Origin of the sequence: Pseudoduganella umbonata (assembly GCF_014192225.1) — a bacterium.
GTDB lineage: Bacteria > Pseudomonadota > Gammaproteobacteria > Burkholderiales > Burkholderiaceae_D > Rugamonas > Rugamonas umbonata.
The window spans coordinates 192829-219210 of sequence record NZ_JACHXS010000008.1; the positions used below are offsets into that span (position 1 = coordinate 192829).

Annotated in this window: 22 protein-coding genes; 5 read left to right on the forward strand and 17 right to left on the reverse strand. The window is 64.9% G+C overall.

Going from position 1 to position 26382, the window contains the following annotated elements:
- Positions 1–6 precede the first annotated feature (6 nt).
- Positions 7–2865 carry a TonB-dependent receptor gene (locus tag FHS02_RS20440; RefSeq protein WP_137316578.1) on the reverse strand — a complete coding sequence of 953 codons (2859 nt, stop codon included), beginning with the start codon at positions 2863–2865 and terminating at the stop codon, positions 7–9.
- The gene (locus FHS02_RS20445; protein WP_137316577.1) at positions 2862–3941 is read right to left on the reverse strand and encodes a LacI family DNA-binding transcriptional regulator; all 1080 of its coding nucleotides are present in this window, start codon (positions 3939–3941) and stop codon (positions 2862–2864) included. The genes FHS02_RS20440 and FHS02_RS20445 overlap by 4 nt, the downstream gene beginning before the upstream one ends.
- A gap of 281 nt (positions 3942–4222) precedes the next feature.
- Between FHS02_RS20445 and FHS02_RS20450 the strand changes: the two genes are divergently transcribed.
- Positions 4223–5983, forward strand: coding sequence for an FAD-dependent oxidoreductase (locus tag FHS02_RS20450; RefSeq protein WP_371861490.1), 1761 nt, complete (start codon positions 4223–4225; stop codon positions 5981–5983).
- Positions 5984–6008: 25 nt separating this feature from the next.
- Here the strand turns inward: FHS02_RS20450 and FHS02_RS20455 are convergent, their stop codons facing one another.
- The 15 genes from FHS02_RS20455 to gyrA all read right to left on the reverse strand — a co-directional run bounded on the left by FHS02_RS20455 (position 6009) and on the right by gyrA (position 22379).
- The gene (locus FHS02_RS20455) at positions 6009–6974 is read right to left on the reverse strand and encodes a questin oxidase family protein (RefSeq protein ID WP_137316575.1); all 966 of its coding nucleotides are present in this window, start codon (positions 6972–6974) and stop codon (positions 6009–6011) included.
- A 211-nt stretch (positions 6975–7185) separates the two neighbouring features.
- Positions 7186–7491, reverse strand: a complete 306-nt coding sequence (locus tag FHS02_RS20460) for a ComEA family DNA-binding protein (protein WP_137316574.1) — start codon at positions 7489–7491, stop codon at positions 7186–7188.
- A 160-nt stretch (positions 7492–7651) separates the two neighbouring features.
- On the reverse strand, positions 7652–8638 hold the full coding sequence (gene rfaE1 / locus FHS02_RS20465; RefSeq protein WP_137316573.1) for a D-glycero-beta-D-manno-heptose-7-phosphate kinase: 987 nt from the start codon (positions 8636–8638) through the stop codon (positions 7652–7654).
- 43 nt (positions 8639–8681) lie between these two features.
- Positions 8682–9857, reverse strand: coding sequence for a lipopolysaccharide assembly protein LapB (lapB, locus tag FHS02_RS20470; RefSeq protein ID WP_137316572.1), 1176 nt, complete (start codon positions 9855–9857; stop codon positions 8682–8684).
- Between the two features lie 33 nt (positions 9858–9890).
- Complete coding sequence (locus FHS02_RS20475; protein ID WP_137316571.1) at positions 9891–10190, reverse strand: lipopolysaccharide assembly protein LapA domain-containing protein; 300 nt, start codon at positions 10188–10190, stop codon at positions 9891–9893.
- A gap of 111 nt (positions 10191–10301) precedes the next feature.
- Positions 10302–10607, reverse strand: a complete 306-nt coding sequence (locus tag FHS02_RS20480) for an integration host factor subunit beta (protein ID WP_130185742.1) — start codon at positions 10605–10607, stop codon at positions 10302–10304.
- Positions 10608–10655: 48 nt separating this feature from the next.
- Entirely contained in the window at positions 10656–12332 is a 1677-nt protein-coding gene (gene rpsA, locus FHS02_RS20485; RefSeq protein ID WP_137316570.1) for a 30S ribosomal protein S1, read from the reverse strand.
- Between the two features lie 112 nt (positions 12333–12444).
- Entirely contained in the window at positions 12445–13113 is a 669-nt protein-coding gene (cmk, locus tag FHS02_RS20490) for a (d)CMP kinase (RefSeq protein WP_137317720.1), read from the reverse strand.
- 107 nt (positions 13114–13220) lie between these two features.
- Entirely contained in the window at positions 13221–14573 is a 1353-nt protein-coding gene (aroA, locus tag FHS02_RS20495; RefSeq protein ID WP_137316569.1) for a 3-phosphoshikimate 1-carboxyvinyltransferase, read from the reverse strand.
- Positions 14574–14600: 27 nt separating this feature from the next.
- On the reverse strand, positions 14601–15512 hold the full coding sequence (locus FHS02_RS20500; protein ID WP_175424928.1) for a prephenate dehydrogenase: 912 nt from the start codon (positions 15510–15512) through the stop codon (positions 14601–14603).
- On the reverse strand, positions 15502–16623 hold the full coding sequence (gene hisC / locus FHS02_RS20505) for a histidinol-phosphate transaminase (RefSeq protein WP_137316568.1): 1122 nt from the start codon (positions 16621–16623) through the stop codon (positions 15502–15504). Before hisC ends, FHS02_RS20500 begins: the two co-directional genes overlap by 11 nt.
- A 19-nt stretch (positions 16624–16642) precedes the next feature.
- Positions 16643–17716 carry a prephenate dehydratase gene (gene pheA / locus FHS02_RS20510; RefSeq protein WP_137316567.1) on the reverse strand — a complete coding sequence of 358 codons (1074 nt, stop codon included), beginning with the start codon at positions 17714–17716 and terminating at the stop codon, positions 16643–16645.
- A 197-nt stretch (positions 17717–17913) separates the two neighbouring features.
- A complete protein-coding gene (gene serC, locus FHS02_RS20515) occupies positions 17914–19002 on the reverse strand; it encodes a 3-phosphoserine/phosphohydroxythreonine transaminase (RefSeq protein ID WP_137316566.1) in 1089 nt (362 codons plus the stop codon).
- A 10-nt stretch (positions 19003–19012) separates the two neighbouring features.
- Positions 19013–19594 (reverse strand): DUF2059 domain-containing protein, encoded by a 582-nt coding sequence (locus FHS02_RS20520; protein WP_175424927.1) that lies wholly within the window; start codon positions 19592–19594, stop codon positions 19013–19015.
- A gap of 76 nt (positions 19595–19670) precedes the next feature.
- A complete protein-coding gene (gene gyrA / locus FHS02_RS20525; protein WP_137316564.1) occupies positions 19671–22379 on the reverse strand; it encodes a DNA gyrase subunit A in 2709 nt (902 codons plus the stop codon).
- Positions 22380–22875: 496 nt separating this feature from the next.
- On the opposite strand from gyrA, the gene ompA reads away from it, so the two are divergent.
- The 4 genes from ompA (at position 22876) to FHS02_RS20545 (ending at position 26381) form a co-directional block, all read left to right on the forward strand.
- Entirely contained in the window at positions 22876–23589 is a 714-nt protein-coding gene (gene ompA / locus FHS02_RS20530; protein WP_137316563.1) for an outer membrane protein OmpA, read from the forward strand.
- 286 nt (positions 23590–23875) lie between these two features.
- Positions 23876–24577: a bifunctional 2-polyprenyl-6-hydroxyphenol methylase/3-demethylubiquinol 3-O-methyltransferase UbiG gene (gene ubiG / locus FHS02_RS20535; protein ID WP_175424926.1), complete on the forward strand. Its 702-nt coding sequence runs from the start codon at positions 23876–23878 to the stop codon at positions 24575–24577.
- Between the two features lie 40 nt (positions 24578–24617).
- Positions 24618–25307 carry an HAD family hydrolase gene (locus FHS02_RS20540; RefSeq protein ID WP_137316562.1) on the forward strand — a complete coding sequence of 230 codons (690 nt, stop codon included), beginning with the start codon at positions 24618–24620 and terminating at the stop codon, positions 25305–25307.
- A gap of 102 nt (positions 25308–25409) precedes the next feature.
- Positions 25410–26381 carry a hypothetical protein gene (locus tag FHS02_RS20545; RefSeq protein WP_137316561.1) on the forward strand — a complete coding sequence of 324 codons (972 nt, stop codon included), beginning with the start codon at positions 25410–25412 and terminating at the stop codon, positions 26379–26381.
- Position 26382 lies beyond the last annotated feature (1 nt).

The following is a 26382-nucleotide window of genomic DNA, read 5'->3' on the forward strand; positions in this document are numbered from 1 at the left end:
TCCTCCTCAGAACGCGTAGCGTGCCGACAGCTTCAGCGTGCGCATCGGCCCGCCCATCGAATTGGCCAGCGTGACGTTCGGGTTGTCGCCGCCATAGCGGTTGGCCGTGCCGGCCTGGCCCACCCAGCCGTCGTAGCCGCCGTAGTTGATGCTGTTGAACAGGTTGATCACGTCGGCCCGCAGGGTCAGCGCGCCGAAGCGGAACGCGATGTCCTTGGCGAGGCCGATGTCGATTTGCTTGAAGTTGTCGTGCGCGCCCTGGATCGACACGCAGTTGTTGGGGCCCAGGTGGCAGTCGGTCATGCGGTACGGCAGGCCCGAGCCGAACGTGGCCTTGCCCGACAACAGCAGGCCCCACGGCAGCAGGTCGCCGGACGTGCCGGCCACCACGAGGCGGTGCTTTTCCACGTCCGCCGATGGATTCCACTGGCCCGGGTAGCGGCCGTAGGTCCAGTTGAAGATGTCGTTCTTCCACTCCTTGTTGGTGGTCTGCGCGTCGCTGTACGTGTAGGTGGCCGACAGGCTCCAGCGCGAGGCGCGCGAGTACGGCTTGTCCAGCTTGAAGTACACGGTCTCGGTGCGCGCCTGGCTGATGAAGTCGCCCAGGATCAGCGTGCCGTAGCCGGGCACCGAGCCCCACAGCGGGTCGATCGGGCTCTGGGTGCCCCAGCCGCCCTGCGGATCGCGGTTGCCGCCGAACCAGTTGAACTGGTTGCGGCTGCGCGAGTTCGTATAGCCCGCTTCGCCGTTCCAGATGCCCAGCGCCTGGCGCACGCCGAAGCTGAACTGGTCGGTGTACGGCGCCTTGTGATCGTTGCGGATCATCCAGATCTCGCCGCCCGGCTGGGCGTTCTTCTGCAGTTCGTCGAGTGCATAATTCGCCACAGCGCGGTCATAGGCGCGGCCCCAGCCGCCGAAGATCACGGAACTGCGGTCGCCGTACAGGTCGTACGAAAAGCCCACGCGCGGCTGCCAGGCATCCTTGAACGCCTTGCGGCTGTTGCCGCTGCTGATGTAGTTGGCGATGTCGACGCCGCCCTTGGCCAGCGACTGCGCATAGGTCTGGCCGGCCGGCGCGCCCTCCCGCGGATCCTGCCGCCCGAAGATCGCCACGCGGTCGGCCGGCGTCGCATAGCCGTCGTTCAGCATGTTGTTCTCGTAGTCGTAGCGCAGGCCCAGGTTCAGTTCCAGCTGCGGCGTGGCCTGCCAGTCGTCCTGCAGGTAAAGGCCGTATTGGGTGTTCTTGAAGTTTACGCCGATCGGCGGGATCGCCGGGTCGGTCTTCGTCACGCGCGGCACGCCGGTGGTGTTGTCGATCAGCTGTTCGAACATGTCGACGGCGCGCGCCGTGCCGGACAGGTCGTATTCCATCCACTTGACCTTGAAGCCGCCCTTGATCGTATGCTTGTCCAGGCCGGTCCAGGTCAGGTCGTCCTGCAGCAGCATGCCCTTCTGCTCGCGGAACTGGGCATTCGGCGAGCCGCCGGCGATCGCCACCCTGACCACGTTGTCCGGCGTGTTGGTGGGCGAGACCAGGTACATGGTGTACGGCTCAGTGGCCGACGAATGGGGATTCCACGTGTATTTTTCGTAGCCGATGCGGGCTTCGTTGACGAAATTGTCGGTGGTCCACGTGTGCTTCACGTCGAATCGGTCTTCATTGTTGTCGCGCGCGACCTCGTTGCCGGGCAGGCTGAGCAGCTTGTCTTCCGGCACCAGGTCGGTTTCGCGCCGCACCCGCACGGTGGCTTCCAGCTCGTGCTCGTCCGAGATGCGCGCATTCAGCTTGCCGAGGAACAGGTCTTCGTCGAACTTCGACGTGGTCGCGCCCTGCAGCGCCAGCAGCGACGGCACCACGCCGGCGTTCGGCAGCAGGTTCTGGTTCTGCAGCAGGATCTGGCGCGGGTCGTCGATCTTCTTGCCTTCGTACGCGAGGAAGAAGTGGGCGACATCCTTTTTGATCGGGCCGCCCAGCGTCAGGCCGAACTGGTCCTGCTTGGAATCGGGCCGGCCGATGCCCTGCCGCTCCGCCTTCTTCTGGAACGGGTCCATCGCCGTCACGTTGGTGCCGGTGTGGTCCCAGAACACGTCGCCATGCAGCTCGTTGGTGCCGGACTTGGTGACGGCCGTGATCGCGGCGCTCGACACCTGGTCGAACTCGGCCTTGTAGTTCTGCGAGATCACCTTGTATTCGGCGATCGCCGACTGCGGGAACGGATTGCCGCGGCTCGAATCGAGGCCCGACACGCCGCCGCGCAGGATGTTGTTCTTCTGGCTGACGCCATCGATGAACACGTTGACGTTGTCCTGGTTCTGCGCGCCGCTGCGCAGCGTCACGTTGCCGGACTGGTCGACGTCGAAGCGCACGCCCGGCGCGAGATCGGCGAACGACAGGAAGTTGCGGGTCACCTGCGGCAGCCGCTCGATCTGCTCGCGCGAGACCGAGGTGCCGACTTCGGAGGTGACGACATCGCGCCGCGCGGCCGAACCGGTGATGACGATGCGCTGCGGCTGGGCGCCCGTGGCCGCCGCCGTGTTCAGGTCCAGCGTGCTGGTCTGGCCGACCGCCAGCGTGACCGTCTCGGTGGCCTGGCCGCCCACCTGGATCTGGTACGAGCCCGGCGGCAGGCCGGTCAGCACATAGCTGCCGTCGCCGCGCGTGGCCGTGCGGTAGGTGTAGCCGTTGGCCTGGTTGGTTGCCGTGATGGCCGTGCCGGCCGGGCTGGCCGTGCCGGCCGCGGTGACCTGGCCGCGCAAGGTGGCGGAGGACAGTTGCGCCGTGGCGGGCGCGGACGCCAGCAGGGCCGAGGCCAGCGCCGCGGCCATCGCCGACAGGCGCAGCGTGTGGAGGGAAGTGCTCTTCATGATCCGTCTCCTTTTTGTAGAATCCTGTGCGATGCATCCGGTGCATTCGGTACAAGCGGGCCGCTGGAGGCGCGCACGACGAGCTGCGCATCGAGCGTTTCGGCGGCGCCGCTGCTGTTGCCGTTATTGACGTCACTCCTGCAGCCGATCAGACCGGCCAGCCGGTCCAGTGCCCGCGCGCCCATGCCGGCGATCGGCACGCGCACGGTGGTCAGCGCGGGTGTCACGTAGCGCGCCACGGGGATATCGTCGAAGCCGGCGAGCGCGATATCGCCCGGCACGTCCACGCCGGCATCCTGCAGCGCCAGCCGGGCGCCGATCGCCATCATGTCGTTGGCGGCAAACAGCGCCCGGGGCGGCCGCTTCTTGCCTGCCATCCTGCGCGCCAGCGCGGCACCCACGCGGGCACCCGCCTCCTCGGTGAAGTCGCCCTCGTGGACCTCTTCGCGCGCCTCCGGCAGCAGCGCGGCCAGCGCGGCGCGATAGCCGCGCAGCCGTTCCTGCGCCTCGAAATTGGCGGCAGGGCCGGAAATGAAGCCGATGCTGCGGTGGCCGCAGGCGGTGAGGTGTTCGACCATCGCGTACGCTGCGCTGTAATTATCGATCGAGACGGACGCATACGAACCGCCGCCGGCGCCGCTGTTGAGCAGCACGATGGGCAGCCGCTCGGGCAGGTTATCGGACAGGAAGGCGGCATCGGCGTGCGGCGACATCACCAGCAGGCCATCGACGCGGCCGCGCATCGTGCGGAGCGCGGTGGCCGCTTCGTCGGCGCCGCCATGCAGGCTGGCTACCAGCAGGTGCAGGCCGCGGCTGCGTGCCGCGCCATCGATGCCGCGGATCATCTCGGAAAAGTATTCGCCGTACAGGTCCGGCAACAGCACGCCGACCGTGCTGGTGAGACTGGTGGACAGGCTGCGCGCGCCCACGTGCGGCACATAGCGCAGCTGCTTCATGATGGCCAGGATGTGGGCGCGGGTTTCCTCGGTGACCGTGGCGTGGCCGTTGAGGACGCGCGACACGGATGCCACCGACACGTTTGCCGCCTGCGCCACGTCCTTGATCGTCACCGCCATTGCCGCCTGATCTCCTTTCTTGCCTGATGTAACCGGTTACATCGCCTGCCGAAAAAAGCGGCCGTGCAGGGATTGCAGGGCCGGGGTCGCTTGCAAGAATGTAACCGTTTACATTTCGTCATGCAAAGAGTTTATTTTGTGCGCACCCATCGTGTCGGCGCGGCGCGACATCTGCCGAACGGGATACCGGGCGCCCCGGCAGCCCTGCGGCGGCCGATGATCGGCTACACTGGCGGCCAGCCACCCCACAGCAACCCACGCAGGAAACCGCCATGGCGAACATGCAGCTGACTCCGAACCAATTCGTGCTCGAGGCAAACCGCGACGAGGCCGTACCGCCGGTATCGCAGAACCTCGAATCGCGGCGCTACCAGATGTTCCCCACGCTGTCCGAAGCGGAAATGAAGAAGCTGCAGCGCTTCGGCACCGTGCGCACCTACCACAACGGCGTGCGCATCCTGGAAGCGGGCCACACCACGTTCGGCCTGATCGTCACGCTGGCCGGCCGCATTGCCATCAGCCGTTACGATGGCCTGGGCAATTCCTGGCCGATCACGGAACATGGCCGCGGCGAATTCACCGGCGAGGTGTCGCAGCTGGCCGGGCGCCCCACCCTCGTCAACGCCTATGCCGTGGGCGACGTGGAAGCGCTGGTGATTCCACCGGAAAGCCTGCGCGCGCTGGTGATCGCCGAGGCCGAACTGGGCGAACGCATCGTACGCGCGCTGATCCTGCGCCGCGTGGGCCTGCTGGAAGCGAATTCGGGCGGCCCGGTGCTGGTGGCGCCCGCCGGCCATGGGCGGCTGCACCAGCTGCGCAGCTTCCTGGCCAGTAATGCGTATCCGCACACGGTGCTCGACCCGAAGGAGGACGAGCAGGCGCGCAGCCTGTGCGAGTACTACCAGCCGGGCCCGGACGACTGGCCGCTGGTGGTGTGCCCGGACGGCAGCGTGAAGAAAAACCCGAGCAATGCGGACATGGGGCGCTGCCTCGGCCTGCTGCCCGACCTGGACGAGGACAAGGTGTGGGACGTGATCGTCGTCGGTGCCGGCCCGGCCGGGCTGGCGACGGCCGTGTATGCCGGTTCGGAAGGCTTGTCGGTGCTGGCGCTGGAGCAGCGCGCCTATGGCGGACAGGCGGCGGCCAGTGCCCGCATCGAAAATTACCTTGGCTTCCCCACCGGGATCTCGGGCGGCGCGCTGGCCGGCCGCGCATTCGTGCAGGCGCAGAAGTTCGGCGTGGAGCTGGCCATTCCGGCACCCACGACCCGGTTGATCTGCGATACCTACCCGCTCGAGGTACAGCTTGCCGAGGGCAAGCGGATGAAGGGCCGTACCGTGGTGCTGTCGTGCGGCGCCCGCTACCGCCGTCCGGCGCTGGACAATATCGCCCAGTTCGAGGGCCGCGGCATCTATTATTGGGCGTCGCGCATCGAGGCCAACCTGTGCCAGAGCGAGGAGGTGATCCTGGTCGGCGGCGGCAATTCCGCGGGCCAGGCGGCCGTGTTCCTGTCCGGCCATGCGAAGCGGGTACACATGGTGATCCGCGGCGAAGGCCTGAAGGCGACGATGTCCACCTACCTGATCGAGCGGATCCACGCCACGGCGAACATCGAACTGCACGCACACACGGAGATTGTCGGGCTGGAGGGCGACGAGGATGGCCTGAAAGGCGTCCGGCTGCGCAACAACCGCACCGGCGAAGAGCGCGATTCGAACGTCTGCCGCGTCTTCCTGTTCATCGGCGCCGACCCGAACACCGACTGGCTGGGCGATTGCGGCGTGGACGTCGACCCGCAAGGCTTCATCCGCACCGGGCACGACGTGACGAAAGCACAGTGCCGCGCCAACTTCGACCAGGGCATCTACCCGAAGGACCAGCCGCAGCGGGCGGCCCTGGAAACCAGCGTGCCCGGGGTGTTCGCGATCGGCGACGTGCGCGCCGGTTCCACGAAGCGCGTGGCGGCCGGCGTGGGCGAAGGCGCCCAAGTGGTGTCGCAGATCCACGCGTTCCTGGCCAACCTGCCGCTGGCCACGCATTGACCCAACGGCCTGCCTGCCCGGTCTTCTACCAGGGCTCCACGGCGCGGGCAGCGATCTCCAGGTAGCGGGCATCGCCGTATTCGGCATGTTCGGCGCGCGCCGTGTAGCACAGCTTGATCACATGGTCGTCCGGCGACTGGATGGCGGATGCTTCGATCTCGTTCCAGCCGGCCCGGGTCGGCACCGCCGCGCGGCCCGTGCGCTCCGCCGCCAGCCATGCCACCAGTACCGCCTGCCACAGCTGGCGCAGCGCCGCTTCCTCTTCTTCCACGTAGCCAGCCACTGAACGGAAGGCGTGGCACGCGGTGACCGTATGCAGCAGCATGAAATCGGCGCTGGCATGGAAGGCGCCCAGTGCGAACGCGGCCACGTCGCGCAAGGCCAGCGTTGCCGGCTGCGCGCCGGCCAGCGCCGGGTTCCGCTCGACGGCGGCCATGCGCGAGCCGATGGTCGGCCCCGCCCCGCTGCCGTCGCCGGTTGCCGCGGCGATGCGCGCCGCGATGGCATCGATCGCTTCATCGGTACGACCAGCCGGCACCGGCACCGGCTTGTACGCCAGCACCCAGAACGCCAGCGCCGCACACAGCTCGCCGCGATGGCGTGCTTCCAGCGCATAGGCCAGCCGGATCATCGCGTGGAAGCCGGCGGCGGCCAGGCCCGGCATCAGTACCGGCAGCCAGTGGCGCAGCACGGCCTCTTCGCCATCGGCATCGACGGCAGCGGCAAAGAACCGTTCCAGCCCGGCGTAGTTGCTGTGCCGCCCCAGCCATGCGAGCGGATCGGCAACCGGCTCGGCAGCGCCGGCGGGCTGCAGCCGCTTGCGGTGTTCGGCGGCGAACCGTTCGAGTACCGCGGGCGGTGCCTGCATCCGGTCCAGCGCGATCAGCGCCATCGGCAGGTGGTTGGAAAAGCCCGGGCCGTACAGCGGACCGTGGCAACGGGCGTCGGCCAGCAGGGCCGAGCAGGCGGAGGAAATGGCACTGGCGGGCATCGTGGTCTCCTGGAAGGAATGACATGACTATACGCCCGCCCGGCGGATAAATAAACTATTTTATTTACTTATTGTAGAGGGCGGAGGAAGCGCCGCCATGCCGCCAGCCTCAATCTGCATACAGCGCCTCCGTCGCTGCCCCGCGATGACGAAAAAAAGCCCGGACGCGGGTCCGGGCTGCGCGATGCTCACGAGATGATTTCCTTGTCGCTTACTTCTTTGCTTCCGCCACCTTGACCGCGGCGCCATCGCGCGATTTGCCGTTGATCTGCAATCCTGCCTCGGAAAGCTTCAGCGCATTTTTCTCGCCGACGCCCTTCACGCGCTGTTCGAAATCGGCCCAGTCCTTGAATTCGCCCTTTGCCCGCTCGTCCAGGATCGCCTTCGACTTGGCCGGGCCGATGCCCTTGACCGAATCGAGCGCGGCCTGGTCGGCCTTGTTGACGTCGACCTGGGCAAACGCGATGCCCATCGTGGCGACGACGGCGGCAATGGCGAGCAACAGTTTCTTCAGCATGGTGTGTCCTCCTTGAGAGTTGGTGGCGACGCGGCTGCGTCCCGACACAGGTTAGCGGGCTGAAGTAATAAGCAAAGGGCGATACCGCGCGCCGTTGCTGCCGGTCAGCGGGCTCGGCGATGCGCGGAACTTCGCGCCCATGGCCTTGCCCCCTGCCCCGTCAGGCGCCGAACAGTTCTTCGCGCGTGACGGTGGCGGTGCCCAGCTTGCCGACGACAATGCCGCCGGCGCGGTTCGCCGTCTGTACCGCTTCCTGCCAGCCGGCACCGGCGCCCAGCATGGCGGCCATCGTGGCGATCACCGTGTCGCCGGCGCCGGACACGTCGAACACTTCGCGCGCATCGGCCGGGATGTGGAAACGCTGGTCCTTCGTGTACAGCGTCATCCCCTCTTCCGAGCGGGTCAGCAGCAGCGCTTCCAGCAGCAGCGATTCGCGCAGGTTCTGCGCCTTCTCGGTCAGCTGTTCCTCGCTGTTCCAGCTGCCGACGATGCGTTTCAGCTCGCCCTTGTTCGGCGTCAGCACGGTGGCGCCCGTGTAGCGCGTGAAGTCGTCGCCTTTCGGGTCGACCATCACGATCTTGTCGGCGGCGCGGGCCGCCATGATCATGTCCGTCACGTTGACCAGGCTGCCCTTGGCGTAATCCGACAGCACGATCACGTCGTGATCCGGCAGCAGCGCGCGGTATTGCAGCAGCTTGTCGCGCAGGACCACGTCGCTGGGCGGCTCCTCGAAATCGATGCGCAGCATCTGCTGCTGGCGGCCGATCACGCGCAGCTTGATGATCGTGGAAATCGCTTCGTCGCGCTTCAGGTAGCTGTGGATGCCGCCGCCGGCCAGCAACCGTTCGACTTCGGTGCCTGCTTCGTCGTCGCCGACGACGCCCAGCAGCCCGGCGCGCGCGCCCAGCGCGGCGGCATTGCGTGCCACGTTGGCGGCGCCGCCCAGCCGTGCTTCGCGCTTTTCGACGCGCACGATCGGGACCGGCGCTTCGGGCGAGATGCGGGCGACTTCGCCGAACCAGTAGCGGTCGAGCATGACGTCGCCGACGACGAGCAGGCGGACCTTGTCGAGGGCGGGAGAGGTGTAGGGGGTAAGGGTCACGGTAGTTTCTTTCGGCGCCCGGGTGCAAAGCGGGGTCAGTCCCATGCGGGGACGGCCCCCTGCTGATCCACAGTCCCGGACTTCGGTGTTAGTTCATCACATTGAGTTCTTCGGTGCGGCGCGGCGGGTAGGTTTCCCACCGGCTGCAGCCAGGGCAATGCCAGTAGAACTGGCGCGCCTTGAAGCCGCAGTGGCTGCACTGGTAGCGCGCCAGCTTCTGCGTATAGCCGTGCACCAGGTTCTGCACCAGCGACAGCTCGGCCAGCACGGTTGGCGACGCGTCCAGCATGCGCGCTTCGAGGAATTTGTCGAGTCCCAGCAAGGTGGGCGTGCGGCGCAGTTCGTCGGCGACGAGGTTGCGCGCCGCCTCCACGCCTTCCAGGTCGAGCACGGCCTTGAAGACCACTTCGAGCAGGTCGATCGACGAAGCCTGCTGCAGGTACGATTTCAACAGCGACAGGCCTTCCTCCGGGCGGCCCACTTTCCGGTAGCCGTCCATGATGCGCTGCGCCACGAGAGCCACGTGCGGCACGCTTTGCTGCTCCACGCGGCGCCACATGGCCAGCGCGCCTTCCGCATCGCCCTTCGCCATGTGCACGTCGCCGCACAGGATCGTGGCGCGCACGCTGGTGCGGTCGGCATGCAGCGCACTCTCCAGCAGCGGCATCGCATCGTCGGGATGCATGTGCACCAGCGCATCCTGCGCCAGCTCGCAGTAGAACTGCGCGATTTCCTTCTGGCGCGAACCGGCGCCGGCTTCCTGCAGCGCGTGCGCCGCTTCGATCGCGCGATGCCATTCCTTCTCGCGCTGGTAGATTTCCAGCAGGGCGCGGCGGCCCTGCACGGCATACGACGTGTCCAGCAGGCGCGTGTAGGTTTCCTCGGCGCGGTCCAGCAGGCCAGCCTTCAGGTAATCCTGGCCCAGCTCATATTCCGCATGGGCGCGCTCGTCGGCCGGCAGGTCGGGACGCGACAGCAGGTTCTGGTGGATGCGGATCGCCCGCTCGGTCTCGCCGCGGCGGCGGAACAGGTTGCCGAGCGCGAAGTGCAGCTCGGTCGATTCGGGGTCCTGCTTGACGATGTCGATGAAGGAATCGACCGCCTTGTCCGGCTGGTCGTTCAGCAGGTAATTCAGGCCCTTGAAATAGCCGCGCGGCAGCGTGCGCGATTCCGATACCAGTTGCCGGATGTCGACGCGCGCGGCAATCCAGCCCAGGCCGAAGAATGCCGGGATGCCCAGTAACCACCAGAGTTCGAATTCCATGTGTGCGTGTTTTTTCTTGTTTGAGCCGGACGCTTATTGCTGCGCGTTGACGTTGTCCGGTGCGCGGTTGACCTGCAGCGCGGCGCTTTGCAGCGTGAGGATCATGGTCTTTTGCCGCGTCGCCTCGCGGCGCTGGCGAACGATCGACGGGGTCAGCGCCAGCACGCCGAGGGCGGCGCCGGCCGCGAAGAAGGCCAGCAGCAGCAGCACCAGGGGGCCGCGCAGTTCGTAATTGAGGAACAGGTGCAGGTCGACTTCCTGCGTGTTTTTCAGGGCAAAGCCGAAGAACAGGATGAACAGCACGATGCCGACAATAGTGGAAATGATTTTCATGCTTTTAGCGTTCCCGTTTTTCACTCATGCCGGACATTACAACTTTTCAGCGTAAAAAAAAAGGGCGGGCTTGCGCCCACCCTTTTTTTCGACCATCTGTAAGCAGAGACTTCAATCCTCGATGATCGGTTGCCCGACCATCGCGTCCACCCGCTCGCGCAACTGCTTGCCCGGCTTGAAATGAGGTACCCGCTTTTCGGGCACCATCACCTTGTCGCCGGACTTCGGATTGCGGCCGATGCGTGGTGGCCGGCTGTTCAGGGCAAAGCTGCCGAAGCCCCGGATCTCGATGCGCTGGCCGGCCGACAGGGCACCGGTCATCGCGTCGAGAATGGTCTTCACGGCATACTCCGCATCCTTGGCCACCAGCTGAGAATAACGCTCAGCCAGGCGGTTGATCAGTTCGGACTTGGTCATCTGCGTTCCAGAAAAAGTCAGTGAAAATTACTTCTTGCTTAGTTCTGCTTAGTTCTTGTTATCGAACTTGGCCTTCAGCAGTGCGCCCAGGCTGGTGGTGCCCGATGCGGCGTTGCTGTCGGAAGCGATCTTCTGCATCTGCTCGGCGGTGTCAGCATTGTCCTTGGCCTTGATGGACAGCTGGATGCTGCGTGCCTTGCGGTCGATGTTGATGACCAGTGCTTCGACCTTGTCGCCCACCTTCATGTGCGTGCCGGCATCTTCCACGCGATCGCGGGAGATTTCGGAAGCGCGCAGGTAGCCTTCGACTTCTTCGTTCAGCTGGATCACGGCGCCTTTCGGCTCCACCGATTTCACGGTGCCGGTAACCAGCGAACCCTTGTCGTTCAGGGCTGCGAAGTTGTTGAACGGGTCGCCTTCCAGCTGCTTCACGCCCAGGGAGACGCGCTCGCGCTCGACGTCGATTGCCAGGACCACGGCTTCCAGCTCGTCGCCCTTCTTGAACTTGCGCACGGCTTCTTCGCCGGACTCGGTCCACGACAGGTCGGACAGGTGCACCAGGCCGTCGATGTTGCCAGCCAGGCCGATGAACACGCCGAAGTCGGTGATCGACTTGATCGCGCCGCGCACTTTGTCGCCCTTCTTGTGGGTGACGCCGAAGTCGTCCCAAGGATTGGCCTTGCACTGCTTCATGCCCAGCGAGATACGGCGACGCTCTTCGTCGATCTCCAGAACCATGACTTCGACTTCGTCGCCCAGCTGCACGACCTTGTTCGGGGCCACGTTCTTGTTGGTCCAGTCCATTTCGGAAACGTGAACCAGGCCTTCGATGCCCTGTTCCACTTCCACGAACGCGCCGTAGTCGGTCAGGTTCGTCACTTTACCGAACAGGCGGGTGCCTTGCGGGTAACGACGCGACAGGCCGGTCCAAGGATCGTCGCCCAGCTGCTTCACGCCCAGCGAAACACGATTCTTTTCCTGATCGTACTTCAGCACTTTGGCGGTGATTTCCTGGCCAACCGTCAGCACTTCCGACGGGTGACGCACGCGGCGCCATGCCAGGTCGGTGATGTGCAGCAGGCCGTCGATGCCGCCCAGGTCCACGAACGCGCCGTAGTCGGTGATGTTCTTCACGACGCCGGTCACGACCGTGCCTTCTTTCAGCGTTTCCATCAGCTTCTGGCGCTCTTCGCCCATCGATGCTTCGATGACGGCGCGGCGCGACAGCACGACGTTGTTACGCTTGCGGTCCAGCTTGATGACCTTGAATTCGAGGGTCTTGCCTTCGAACGGGGTGGTGTCCTTGACCGGACGGGTGTCGACCAGCGAACCCGGCAGGAAGGCGCGGATGCCGTTGGTCAGAACGGTCAGGCCGCCCTTGACTTTGCCATTCACGGTACCGGTGACGATCTCGCCCGATTCCATGGCTTTTTCCAGCGCCAGCCACGATGCCAGGCGCTTGGCCTTGTCGCGCGACAGGATGGTATCGCCGAAACCATTTTCCAGCGATTCGATGGCCACGGAAACGAAGTCGCCTACTTTGACTTCCAGTTCGCCCTGGTCATTCTTGAATTCTTCAACGGGGATGAAAGCTTCCGATTTCAGGCCGGCGTTAACGATCACGAAGTTGTGATCCAGACGCACGACTTCAGCGGAGATCACTTCGCCAGAGCGCATGTCTTGACGCGACAGGGACTCTTCGAAGAGGGCTGCGAAACTTTCCATTTAATTAATTCCAGGTTATCCAGTAAGGCTCGCCGGACGCGACTTCAACTGGGTTGAGGGTTAGAACACGTTGCAGATTCGACAGAGCATCGACACAGCAGCTCTGCAACACCTATTTCCCGACGGCCGCATACCATCCCAGCACCTGTTCTACGGCGGCTTCCACCGTCATGTTCGAGGTATCGAGCACATGCGCCCCCTCTGCAGGGACGAGAGGTGCGATGGCCCGGTGCGTATCCCGGTCGTCGCGCGCTTTCAAATCCATCAGGAGGTCGTCCATATTAGCAGAAATTCCTTTGCCGATCAATTGCTTATGGCGGCGATCCGCGCGAGCTTCCACACTTGCAGTGAGGAATACTTTTAATTGCGCATGTGGAAAGATTACCGTGCCCATGTCGCGGCCATCGGCCACCAGGCCCGGCGCCTTGCGAAAGCCCAGCTGCAGGCCATACAGCGCCTGGCGCACGGCGGGCAAGGCGGCGATCTTCGATGCCGTATTGCCGACTTCTTCGGCACGGATCGCATCGCTCACGTTCTCGTTCGACAGGAAGATCGCGTCGCCCGAAAAATGGATGTGGAGATGCTCGGCCAGCTTGGCCAGCGCATGCTCGTCGGTCAGCGGCGTGCCGCGGCGCAGCGCCTGCAGCGCCGTCAGCCGGTACAGCGCCCCGGAATCGAGCAGGTGGAAACCGAGTTTATCGGCGACTTTATGGGCAACGGTCCCCTTGCCGGAAGCGGTGGGGCCGTCGATCGTGATGACGGGAATGTGGGAGATAGGCATGAGGCGGATTTTAACCCGCTCGGGAGCCGTGGTGCGCATGGAAAAACCGGTGTCCGAACGACCGGTGTCGGACACCGGGGGTATCGGTGTCGGACACCGGTGTGGCTTCAATACTTGGCGTCGTGCGCGATGCCGGCGAACGCGGTGAAGTAGTCGGGGAAGGTCTTGGCCACGCATTTCGGGTCGTTGATGCGCACGTCGGCTCCGCGCCGGGCTGCGCCGTCCAGCGAGGCCAGCGAGAAGCACATCGCCATCCGGTGGTCGTCGTAGGTATCGATCGTGGCGGCGGACAGCACCTTCGGCGGCGTCACCTTCAGGTAATCGGCGCCCTCCTCCACCTCGGCGCCCAGCTTGCGCAGCTCGGTGGCCATGGCGGCGATGCGGTCGGTTTCCTTCACGCGCCAGCTGGCGATGTTGCGCAGCGTGCTGGTGCCCTCGGCGTACAGGGCGGCGATCGCGATCGTCATCGCGGCGTCCGGAATGTGGTTGAAGTCGGCGTCGATCGGCTGCAGCGGGCCGCTGGACTTCGCTTCGATCCAGTTGTCGCCCATCGTGATCTGCGCGCCCATCTGCTGCAGCGCGTGCACGAAGCGCACGTCGCCCTGGATAGAATCGCGGCCCACGCCTTCGACGCGCACCGGCCCGCCGGCAATGGCGCCGGCGGCCATGAAGTACGAAGCCGACGATGCATCGCCTTCCACGTGGATGTTGCCAGGGCTCTGGTAGCGCTGGCCGGAGGGGATCGTGAACGACTGCCATTCGTCCTGGTCGACCGTCACCCCGAAGCGGCGCATCAGGTTCAGCGTGATCTCGATGTACGGCTTCGAGATCAGTTCGCCCTCGACCTCGATCGTCACCGCATGGGAATGCGCCATCAGCGGCGCGACCATCAGCAGCGCGGTCAGGAACTGGCTCGATACGTTGCCGCGTACCGACAGCCTGTTCGTGTTGAACTGGCCATCGCGAATGTGCAGCGGCGGGAAGCCCGCGTTGCCGGTGTATTCGATATTGGCGCCGACGGCGTTCAGCGCGTCGACCAGGTCGCCGATCGGGCGCTCGTGCATGCGCGGCACGCCGCTGACCTTGTAGTCGCCGCCGATCACGGCCAGCGCCGCCGTCAGCGGGCGGATCGCGGTGCCGGCATTGCCCATGAACAGGTCGGCCTGGCGGTTCGGGAAGCTGCCGTTGGCGCCCTGCACGCGGTGGATCGTGCGCGCAGTGCCGTTGACGGCCTCCTGGGGCTCCTCTTTCCACTCCACGCCCAGCGCGCGCAGCGCGGCCAGCATCACCTGCGTGTCGTCGGAATCGAGCAGGTCGACGATCTTGGTTTCGCCTTCGGCCAGCGCGGCCAGCAGGAGAATGCGATTGGAAATGCTTTTGGAGCCCGGCAGGCGGACGACGCCTTCCACGTGCATCACCGGCTTCAGGTCGATGAACGGCGGGTGGTTCAGTTCTGCCATGATGTATATCCTTTTAGTTCGTGTAAATCATTCAGCAGTGTCTTTCGGGGCTGGCGCTTCGGCCGCCTCGATCGTCTCGATCCATTGCCGGCGCGCGCGCTGCGCATTGCCGTACACGGCTTCGAGGGTGGCGCCGTCGCCTGCCGCCAGGCGTTCGCGCAGGTGCACCAGTTGCGCCATGTACGCATCCAGTTCCGCCAGCAGCGCGGCCTGGTTGGCCAGGCTGATGTCGCGCCACATCTCGGGCGACGAGCCGGCGATGCGCGTGAAATCGCGGAAGCCGCTGGCGGCATACTGGAACAGCAGGCCGGCGTGCGGCTTGCCGGCGATGTCATCGACCAGCGCGTAGGCCAGCAGGTGCGGCAGGTGGCTGACGGAGGCGAACACCTTGTCGTGCTCTTCCGGGGCGAGGCGATGGATGATCGCCCCGCAGGCCCGCCAGGCGCCGGTCACGCGCTCGACCGCTTCCGGCGCATTCTCGGCCAGCGCGGTGACGACGAATTTCTTGCCGATGTAGAGATCCGCGATCGCCGCATCGGGCCCGTTGGTTTCGCGCCCGGCGATCGGGTGGCCCGGCACGAACTGGCCGATGCGCCCGCCCAGCACGGCGCGCGCCGCGGCGACGACATCGGCCTTGGTGCTGCCGCAGTCGGTGACGATGGTGTGCGCATCCAGGTGCGGCAGCAGCCCTTGCAGGATGCGGCCGGTCTGCGCGACGGGCGTGGCCAGCACGACCAGATCGGCACCGCGAATCGCCGCGGCTTCCGATTCCGGCTCAGTGGCAGCTTCGTCGATGATGCCCAGCTCCAGCGCGCGCCGCACCGATGCCTCGGAGCGGTCGATGCCGACCACGTGCCGCACGGCGCCGGCCGCCTTCAGGGCGCGCGCGAACGAGCCGCCGATCAGGCCGACGCCATAGATGACGAGTTTATTCAGCAAGGCCTTCACCCAGCGCTTTTTGCAGTGCCGCGATCAGCACCGCGTTTTCCTGCGGCAGGCCGATGGAAATACGCAGCCACTGCGGCAGGCCGTAGTTGCCCACCGGGCGCACGATGACGCCCTGCTTCAGCAGTGCCAGGTTGACGCGGGCGCCGGCGCCCAGGTCGTCGCCGACCTTGACCAGCACGAAGTTGCCGTAGGACGGCACGTACTGCAAGCCCATCTCCTCGAACGCCTCGACGAACTGGCGGTAGCCGGCGGCATTGTTGCGCGCGCTCTTGGCCAGGAATTCGGCATCGTTCAGCGCTGCGATCGCGGCGGCCTGCGCCAGCGAATTGACGTTGAACGGCTGGCGGATGCGGTTCATCAGGTCCGTCAGTTGCGGCTGCGCCAGCGCGAAGCCCACGCGCAGGCCGGCCAGGCCATAGGCCTTCGAGAACGTACGCGACACCAGCAGGTTCGGATACTGGCGCACCCAGGCGGCCGATTCGTACTGGTTTTCCTCGGCCAGGAACTCGTTGTACGCCTCGTCCAGCACCACGACCACGTTCTGCGGCACCTTCTGCAGGAACGCTTCGATCTCGGCGCCCGGCACGAACGTGCCGGTCGGGTTGTTCGGGTTGGCGATGAACACCAGGCGCGTGTCTTCCTCGATCGCGTCGAGCATGGCGTCGAGATCGTGGCCATGATCCTTCGCGGGAACGACGATGTGCCGCGCGCCGACGCCCTGGGTGGCCAGCGCGTACACGGCGAACGAATACTGGGCGTAGACGATCGACTGGCCCTTTTCCACGAACGCGTGGGCGGCGATTTCCAGGATGTCGTTGGAGCCGTTGCCGAGCGTGATCCACTCCATCGGCACGTCGTAGCGCTGCGACAGCGCCTGTTTCAGTTCGAAGCCGTTGGCGTCGGGATAGCGGCCCAGGTCGGCGGCGGCCCGGGCCATCGCCTGCTTGGCGGACTCGGGCACGCCGAACGGATTTTCGTTGGAGGCCAGCTTGACGATGCCGGCTTCGTCGAGGCCGAACTCGCGCGCCACTTCGGAGATGGGCTTGCCTGCCTGGTAGGGAGCGATCGCGCGGACGTATTCAGGACCGAATTGCTTGGACATGGGTATTCTTTCGATGGATTCAGTTCAGGCTGGTCGGGTAGGAGCCCAGCACCTTGAAGAAGGCGGCGTTGCTCTTCAGTTCGGCAAGCGCCAGCGTCACGGCCGGGTTCTGCACGTGCCCTTCGATGTCGACATAAAAATAGTACTCCCACGTGCCCACGCGCGCGGGCCGGGATTCGAAGCGCGTCATCGACACGCCATGCTTGGCCAGCGGGGCCAGCAGCTGGTATACGGCGCCGGCCTTGTTCGGCACGGCCAGCACCAGCGACGTGCGGTCGCTGCCGGATGGACCCGGCTGCAGCTGGCCAACGACGACGAAGCGGGTACGGTTGTGCGGATCGTCCTGGATGTGGCTGTTGACGATGCCCAGGTTGTACTGCGTGCCGGCGATCTCGCTGGCGATCGCGGCCACCGAAGGATCGAGGCTGGCCAGCCGCGCCGCCTCGGCGTTCGATGCGACGGCGCGCCGTTCCACGTGCGGATAGTGCTCGTTGAGCCAGACCTGGCACTGGGCCAGCGCCTGCGAATGCGCGCAGATCGCCGTCACGCCGCCCATCGTGCCCGTCTTGCTCATCAGGCTATGGTGCACGGCGATCGCCACTTCGCCGCTGATGATCAGCGGCGTCTGCAGCAGCAGGTCGAGGGTGCGGTTGATGGCGCCCTCGGACGAGTTCTCCACCGGCACCACGCCGAACTCGGCGGTGCCGGCCTCGGTGGCGCGGAACACTTCATCGATGGAAGCGCACGGCATGCCCTCGACGGCGTGGCCGAATTGCTGGTAGACGGCCTGCTCGCTGAACGTGCCGGACGGGCCGAGGTAGGCGACGGTCACGCGCTTTTCCAGCGCGCGGCAGGCCGACATGATCTCGCGGAAGATCGTTTGCGCCTCGCTATCGCCGATCGGGCCGGGATTGCGCTCGGCCACGCCGCGCAGCACCTGGGCTTCGCGCTCGGGGCGGAACACCGGCGCGTTGGTTTCGGCTTTTACGTGCCCCACTTCCTGCGCGACCTTGGCGCGCTGGTTCAGCAGGGACAGGATCTGCGCGTCGATCGCATCGATCTGGTCGCGCAGCGGTTTCAGTTTGTCTGTCATGGTTTGCTTGTGATCATGGTTTGCTGGACGTGCAGCCCGATCGTTTGCGCTGGACTGGTGTCTGACACTATTTCCATGGGAAATGGTGTCAGACACCGGTTTTCTCGAGCACAGCCGACTTCGGTCAGGAAAACCGGTGTCCGACACCATTTCCCGGCAAATTCGTCCGGAAAACAGTGTCTGACACCTGGCATACTCTACCGCCCGGCAAACTCGTTCAGGTAATCGACCAGCGCCTGGACGCCTTCGATCGGCATCGCATTGTAGATCGATGCGCGCAATCCACCGACGGACTTGTGGCCCTTCAGCTGCAGCAGCCCGCGCGCCTTCGCGCCGGCCAGGAAAGCTTCGTACTGCGATTCGTCGCGCAGGTAGAACGGTACGTTCATCCGCGAACGGTATTGGGGAGCGACACGGTTCTGGTAGAAGTCGTCCGCATCCAGTGCCGCATACAGCAGCCTGGCTTTTTCGATATTGCGTTGTTCCATCGCGGCCACGCCGCCATTCTTCTTCAGCCACTGGAACACCAGGCCGGCGATGTAGATGCCGTACGTGGGTGGCGTGTTGTACATCGATTCGTTGCCGGCAACGTTCTTGAAATCGAACGCGGACGGGCACACGGGCAGCGCATGCCCGATCAGGTCGTCGCGCACGATGACGACCGTGACGCCGGCCGGGCCGATGTTCTTTTGCGCGCCGCCGAAGATCAGGCCGTATCTGGACACGTCGACCTGGCGCGACAGGATGTGCGACGACATGTCGGCCACGATCGGCACGCCGGCCGGCACATCGGGTGCAAAGTCGATCTCGACGCCGTCGATCGTCTCGTTGGTGCACAGGTGCAGGTAGGCCGCGTCCGGGCTCAAGCGCCATTCCGACTGCGGCGGCACGGCCGTGTAGCCGCTTGCCTCGGCGGACGCCGCCACGTTGACTTTGGCGTAGCGCGCCGCTTCCTTGATCGACTTGCCGGACCACGAACCGGTATGGACGAAGTCGATGGTGGCGTCCGGGCCCTTCCTGCCGACCAGGTTCATCGGAATCACGGCATTCTGCGACAGCCCGCCCCCCTGCATGAACAGGATGCGGTAATTGTCGGGCACGGCCAGCAGCTCGCGCAGGTCGCTCTCGGCGGCGCGGTAGATCGAGATGAACTCGGGGCCGCGGTGGCTCATTTCCATCACGGACATGCCGCTGCCTTGCCAGTCCAGCATTTCGGCGGCGGCCTGCTGCAGCACCTCTTTCGGCAGTACGGCCGGGCCGGCGGAGAAGTTGTAGATGGTCGTCACGCGCGGCTCCTTATTTCTTCGACTGCTGTTGATTAAGCTGTTGCTGGTTGAGTTCCTGCATCAGCTTGTTGATGCGGGGCGCGATGACGCGCTGGCCCACCTGCATGCCCTCGCCCATCAGCTGCGGCATCACCTGCAGCGACTTCTTGCCGATCGGCGTGCGGTAGAACGTGGCCAGCTGCTTCATCTCGTCCGCCGTGAAATAGCGGGAATACAGCGGCACCACTTCGGCCATCATCTCGTCGGCCAGCTTCGGATCTTCCAGCACCTTCTTGATGGCGGCCACAGCCTGCGGCACCATTCTGTCGACCTCGGCCAGCTTGTCGGCCTTTTCCTTTTCCGACAGCTTGGCGTTGCTGCGGATCGAGTTTTCCGCGCCCGAGCGCATCATGGTGGGCATGTTGGCCGTCATCTGCTTCACGGCGGCGGCCGTGGTGGCGCGGTAGTTCATCGCGTCCAGCAGGTCGCGTGCGGCGGCGGCGGTCTTCGGGTCCGGCACCGGCGCCTGCGTGGTGAGCGGTGCAGGCGTGGACTGGGCGAAGGCACTGGCGCAGGCCAGCGAGACGAGCAGGGTTGCAGCGATTTTCATCATGGTCAGGGCATCCGTTCGGTGGGACAAAAAACCGCGGGCCCGGTCCGAGGATTCGGACGGGGCCCGCGGGCTGTACTTACTCTGCTGGCGTGTCGTCGGCTGGCGTGTCGTCGGCTGGCGTGTCGTCAACCGGTTCTGCGCCGGCCGCAGCCTCGGGCGCCGTGCCCGTCGCAGGATCGACAGCATCGGCCAGGGCATCCACCTCGTCGGCATCCGCCTCGACGATGCGCTGCAGGCCCGACAGGTGCGTGCCATCCTCGACGGCGATCAGCGTGACGCCCTGGGTGGCGCGGCCCATCTCGCGGATCTCGGAAACACGCGTGCGGATCAGCACGCCGCCGGTGGTGATCAGCATGATCTCGTCGCTCGGATCGACCAGCGTGGCCGCCACCACCTTGCCGTTACGCTCGGTGGTCTGGATCGCGATCATGCCCTTGGTGCCACGGCCATGGCGCGTGTACTCGGTGATCGGCGTGCGCTTGCCGTAGCCGTTCTCGGTGGCGGTCAGCACGGTCTGCTGCTCGTTCTCGGCCACCAGCAGCGCGATCACGTTCTGGCCTTCGTCCAGGTTCATGCCGCGCACGCCACGCGCCGTGCGGCCCATCGGGCGCACGTCGTTCTCGTCGAAGCGCACCGCCTTGCCGGCATCGGAGAACAGCATCACGTCGTGCTTGCCGTCGGTCAGCGCGGCGCCGATCAGGAAGTCGCCCTCGTCCAGGTCCACGGCGATGATGCCGGCCTTGCGCGGGTTGCTGAAGTCCTTCAGCGGCGTCTTCTTCACGGTGCCCAGGCTGGTGGACATGAACACGTAGTGATCTTCCGGGAAGGTGCGGTTTTCGCCGGACAGCGGCAGCACCACGGTGATCTTTTCGTTGTCCTGCAGCGGGAACATGTTGACGATCGGCTTGCCGCGCGAATTGCGCGAGCCTTGCGGCACTTCCCACACCTTCAGCCAGTACATCCGGCCGCGGTTGCTGAAGCACAGGATGTAGTCGTGCGTGTTGGCGATGAACAGCTGGTCGATCCAGTCCTCGTCCTTGGTGGCCATGGCCTGCTTGCCGCGGCCGCCGCGCTTCTGCGCGCGGTATTCGGAGATCGGCTGGGCCTTCATGTAGCCCATGTGCGACAGCGTGACCACCATGTCCTGCGGCGTGATCAGGTCTTCCGTTTCCAGGTCGGTGGCGTTGTGCTCGATCGTGGAACGGCGCACGTCCTTCGCGCCGTATTCGGTGACGGCGGCGGTCAGCTCGTCGCTGATGATCGCCGTCACGCGCGCCGGCTTGGCCAGGATGTCGAGCAGATCGGCGATCTGCGCCATCACATCCTTGTATTCGTTGACGATCTTGTCCTGTTCCAGGCCGGTCAGGCGCTGCAGGCGCATCTGCAGGATTTCCTGCGCCTGGTCGTCGGACAGTTTATACAGGCCGTCGGCCTGCATGCCGTAGTGCTTCGGCAGGTGCTCGGGGCGGAACGCATTGATGTCCACGATGCCGCCATCGCCGGTGCGGGCCAGCATCTCGCGCACCAGGGACGAATCCCAGGCGCGCGCCATCAGCTCCGACTTCGCCAGCGGCGGCGTCGGCGCCGCCTTGATGATGGCGATGAAGTCGTCGATATTGGCCAGCGCCACGGCCAGGCCTTCCAGCACGTGGCCGCGCTCGCGCGCCTTGCGCAGCTCGAACACGGTGCGGCGCGTGACCACTTCGCGGCGGTGCGACAGGAAGACCGACAGCAGGTCCTTCAGGTTCATCAGCTTGGGCTGGTTGTCCACCAGCGCCACCATGTTCATGCCGAACGTGTCCTGCAACTGGGTCTGCTTGTACAGGTTGTTCAGCACCACTTCCGGTACTTCGCCCCGTTTCAGCTCGATCACCACGCGCATGCCCGATTTGTCGGACTCGTCGCGGATGTCGGAAATACCTTCCAGCTTCTTGTCGCGCACGTTCTCGGCGATACGCTCGAGCAGCGACTTCTTGTTCACCTGGTATGGCAGTTCGTCGACGATGATGGCCATGCGGCCGCCATCCTTGCCGTATTCCTCGAAGTGGGTCTTGGCGCGCATGACGACGCGGCCGCGGCCCGTGCGGTAACCGTCGCGCACGCCGGACACGCCGTAGATCGTGCCGCCGGTCGGGAAGTCCGGCGCCGGGATCAGTTCGATCAGCTCGTCCACCGTGCAGTCCGGATTGGCCAGCACGTGCAGCGCGCCGCTGATCACTTCGGCCAGGTTATGCGGCGGAATGTTCGTCGCCATGCCGACCGCGATACCGGACGAGCCGTTGATCAGCAGGTTCGGCACGCGCGTCGGCAGCACCGTCGGCTCTTTTTCCTTGCCGTCGTAGTTCGGCTGGAAGTCGACGGTTTCCTTGTCGATGTCGGCCAGCAGCTCGCCGGCGATCTTGTCGAGGCGGCACTCGGTGTAACGCATGGCGGCCGCGGCATCGCCGTCGATCGAGCCGAAGTTGCCCTGGCCATCCACCAGCGTGTAGCGCAGCGAGAAGTCCTGCGCCATGCGCACCAGCGTGTCGTAGATCGACGCATCGCCGTGCGGGTGGTACTTACCCATCGTGTCACCCACCACGCGGGCGCACTTCACGTAGGGCCGGTTGTAGTGGTAATTACTTTCGTGCATGGAGAACAGCACACGACGGTGTACCGGCTTCAGGCCATCGCGTGCATCCGGCAAGGCGCGGCCCACGATCACGCTCATGGCGTAATCGAGGTAGCTCTTGCGCATCTCTTCTTCGAGTGAAATGGGGATTGTTTCTTTTGCGAATTGATCCATTGGCGGGTCGATCTTCTCTGACGTTGGTTCAGGCTGCTTGGGACCGCAGACAATCGTACGATTTTACCATGCGGCCAACTACCCCGGCCGATCCGGCTCTTTCCCCTCAGCCACTGCGCGCCACGTCCCGCCGGGACCGTGCAGAATCGGCATGTAATCGCGCCGACACATTCACCCCTTATCATCGCGCTCGACGATCGCAGCTCGACGGCATGGACGTTGCAATAACACAACAATTTGGTCGAATGCGGCGGGCGCCCGGGTCGGAGCGCGGTTCGTGCGATGCTGACGTGTATGGCAAAATGACGGAAATACAAACTTGGCTGAATCGCAAATCGGCAGCGACCTTCCCGTGTTGACGGGAATACCCGACTTACGTACCGAGCCCCTCGTACCGAGCCACATGTTAGTATTCGCGCCGCTCGCACTTAGCAACATTGGCAATACATGTCGCGCGGCGCAGGCTGCCGATATCAAACCGAAAGGAAACAAAAACATGAAAAAACTGATCTCCAGCATCTTCGCAGCGTCGGCCGTTCTTGCTGGCACCGCAGTCGCGCAAGACAAGCCGACCGCGCCGCCTTTCGCGCCCGTGACCCAGGATATCCCGGCAGCGAAACCGAAAAGCGCTTATGTACAGGACCAGCGCGGCGTGATCGCCCGCAATGCGACCGGTCTGTGCTGGCGCACCGGCTACTGGACCCCGGCCGACGCGGTGCCAGGCTGCGACCTGCCGATCTGCGTGGAACCGGAGCGCCTGGAAAACGGCAAGTGCGTGGCCCCGCCGCCAGTCGCACCGGCACCGGCCCCTGCGCCAGCACCGGCACCAGTCCCTGCGGCACCGGTGCCGACGTCTGAAAAAGTCAGCTACAACGCCGACGCGTTCTTCGACTTCGACAAGGCCGTGCTGAAGTCGGAAGGCAAGCAGGCGCTGGACGAGCTGTCGGGCAAGCTGGGCGGCATCAACGTGGAAGTCGTGATCGCCGTCGGCCACACCGACTCCGTGGGCACCGATGCCTACAACGAAAAACTGGCCGTGCGCCGTGCCGAGTCCGTGAAAGCGTACCTGCTGTCGAAGGGCGTCGACGCGAACCGCGTGTACACCGAAGGCAAGGGCGAGAAGCAGCCGGTCGCCGACAACAAGACCGCCGAAGGCCGCGCGAAGAACCGCCGCGTGGAAATCGAAGTCGTCGGTACCCGCAACAAGTAATCCCGGCCCAGGCCAGTAAAAATCCCGCTTCGGCGGGATTTTTTTTGCCCCGACTCCAGCCCTGCTCGCTGGTTGTGCTACAACGCCAGCGACAGTCCCCATTTTTTTACAACACCGCTCCACCCTCACACGCCGCTCGGGCACCATTATTTCGTGACTTGAAGCCGCCGAGCTCGCTGGTCGTAAAACAACACGAGGGACAGCCCCCGATTTTTGGCAACATTTCCGAGAACGCATTTTTCAGCTGTGCTTTGGCTGCTGGCAAATACCCGTTATGATTCGCGTCATGAACGCAAACGCCGACCCACTTGAATTGCAAAAATTCAGCGAGCTGGCCCACCGCTGGTGGGACCCCACGTCTGAATTCCGCCCCCTGCACGACATCAATCCGCTGCGCCTGGAATGGATCAACGCGCGCGCCCCGCTGGCGGGCAAGAACGTGATCGACATTGGCTGCGGCGGGGGCATCCTGTCCGAATCGATGGCCAAAAAAGGCGCCACGGTGACCGGCATCGACCTGTCGCAACGGGCTCTGAAGGTGGCCGACCTGCACAGCCTGGAATCGGGCGTGCCGGTACGCTACAAGCTGATCGCCGCCGAGGACATGGCGGCCGCCGAGCCGGAACAGTATGACGTGGTGACGTGCATGGAGATGCTCGAGCACGTGCCGGATCCGGCCGCCATCGTGCGCGCCGCCGCGGCGCTGGTAAAGCCGGGCGGCCACGTGTTTTTCTCCACGCTGAACCGCAATCCGAAGTCCTACCTGTTCGCCGTGATCGGCGCCGAATACGTGCTGCGCATGCTGCCGAAGGGTACGCATACCTACGAAAAGTTCATCACGCCAGCCGAGTTGTCGCAATACGTGCGCAGCGCCGGACTGCAGGTGGAGAGCCTGAAGGGCCTGGGCTACAACCCGCTGACCAAGTTTTATTCCCTGAACAACGACACCAGTGTGAACTACATGATGTCGTGCATCCGCCCGGAATGACCCTGGGCGGCTGCGCCGCCCTTCTTTGACGATTTCGACCATGAGCTTCACGACTGCCCCGCGCGCCATTCTCTTCGACCTCGACGGCACGCTTGCCGATACCGCCCCCGACCTGGCGGCCGCCGTCAACCGGCTGCGCACCGACCGCGGCCTGGCGCCGACCCCGTACGAGATCCTGCGCCCGACGGCATCGCACGGCGCGCGCGGCATGATCGGCGCGGCTTTCGGGATGACACCCGAAGATGACGGCTTCGTGGCGCTGCGCGATGCATTCTTCAGCTATTACGAGAACGCCATGATGGTGCACAGCTCGCTGTTCCCCGGCATCGGCGCCCTGCTCGCCGGCATTGCCGACGCGGGCCTGGCATGGGGCATCGTCACCAACAAATCGGCCCGCTTCACCGATCCGCTGGTGCCGATGATCGGCCTCGATCACGCCGGCTGTGTGGTTTCTGGCGATACGACGCCGCATGCGAAGCCGCATCCCGCCCCGCTGCTGGAAGCTGCGCGCCGCCTTGGCGTGGCGCCCGAGCAGTGCTGGTATGTGGGCGACGACCTGCGCGACATCCAGGGTGGCCGCGCCGCAGGCATGAAAACCATTGCCTGCCAGTGGGGCTATTGCGGTGCTACCGAGCCGGCAAGCTGGGATGCTGATCACATGGTCGATACGCCGGAAACGCTGCTGACCCTGGTACTGGCGTCCACCGGTGGCGTGACGCTGGCGGCTTAATCCCCCGCTCACCTCATTAATAATTGCCACACGTCAATAAATCAGCGTACCATAGAGGTAAGACACGATAATTTATTTGCAACTTTCACCGGGGAGGCAGCAATGCCTGGCGAAGACGCGACCGAGCAGCCTCTCATGCCGCGCAGCAGTGCGCCGCAAGTCTGGACAGCGACGGTAGCAGAAACAAAATTCTATTGGTACGACCTGCTGGTGGAAGGTGGCCCGCTGCCGGACTTTCGCGACCCCATCGGCCGTTACCTGCGCCGCATGCAGTTCGCCATCGACGGCACGATGGAAAAGCGTCTGCTGTATTTCCTCGTCGCGCGCCCGCGCGTGCGATTCGACCTGCAGCGCAGCGTCAGCTGGAGCTTTTTCTCGCTGAAGCTGACCATTCCCGTGCTGATCGGCGCGGATGAACGCAAAAGCACGATCACGATCGACCTCGACGTTCCGTTCGAAGCCACCTACAAGAAGCCCCTCGTGCAGGTGCAGGACAAGTTCCTGCTGCTGAACTGGGGCGCACTGGTGGAAACGCTCAGCATCCACGACCTGATCCAGCGCTACGATACCGGCCTGGCGTTCCCCGGCACCGTGCTGTATGTGGGACAGACGCACGATCCGGCCGGCAAACTGGCCAAGGGCCAGCATGCACCGGTGAACCGGGCGCGCAATGCGGCAATGCTGGACAGCGACGTGTTCCTGCTGATCCAGCGCTTCGACGTGAAGGTGGACACGACCGCGACCGATCTTTCCGAGGAAGCTTCGACGCGCACGCACACCGACATGATCGAAGGCGCGCTGATCGGCTATTTCGAGAGCGACGATTCCCGGCTGCGCACGGAGATCGAACGGGGCAACCGCCGCGATCACCTGGCGGACTTGCAGTTCACGTATTTCCTCCAGAAGCTGACGGTCGACCTCGGCTTCGAAGGCGCCAACGGCTTCTACGACCTGGAGTCGCCACAAGCCGGCCTGTCGCGCCGGCATCTGTTCGAGTGCACGTTCGAGGCCGGCCGCCCGGTCATCCGGCGGCTGCCCGACAACGCCCGGCCCCTTCCCTCCCTGAGCGGGTGAT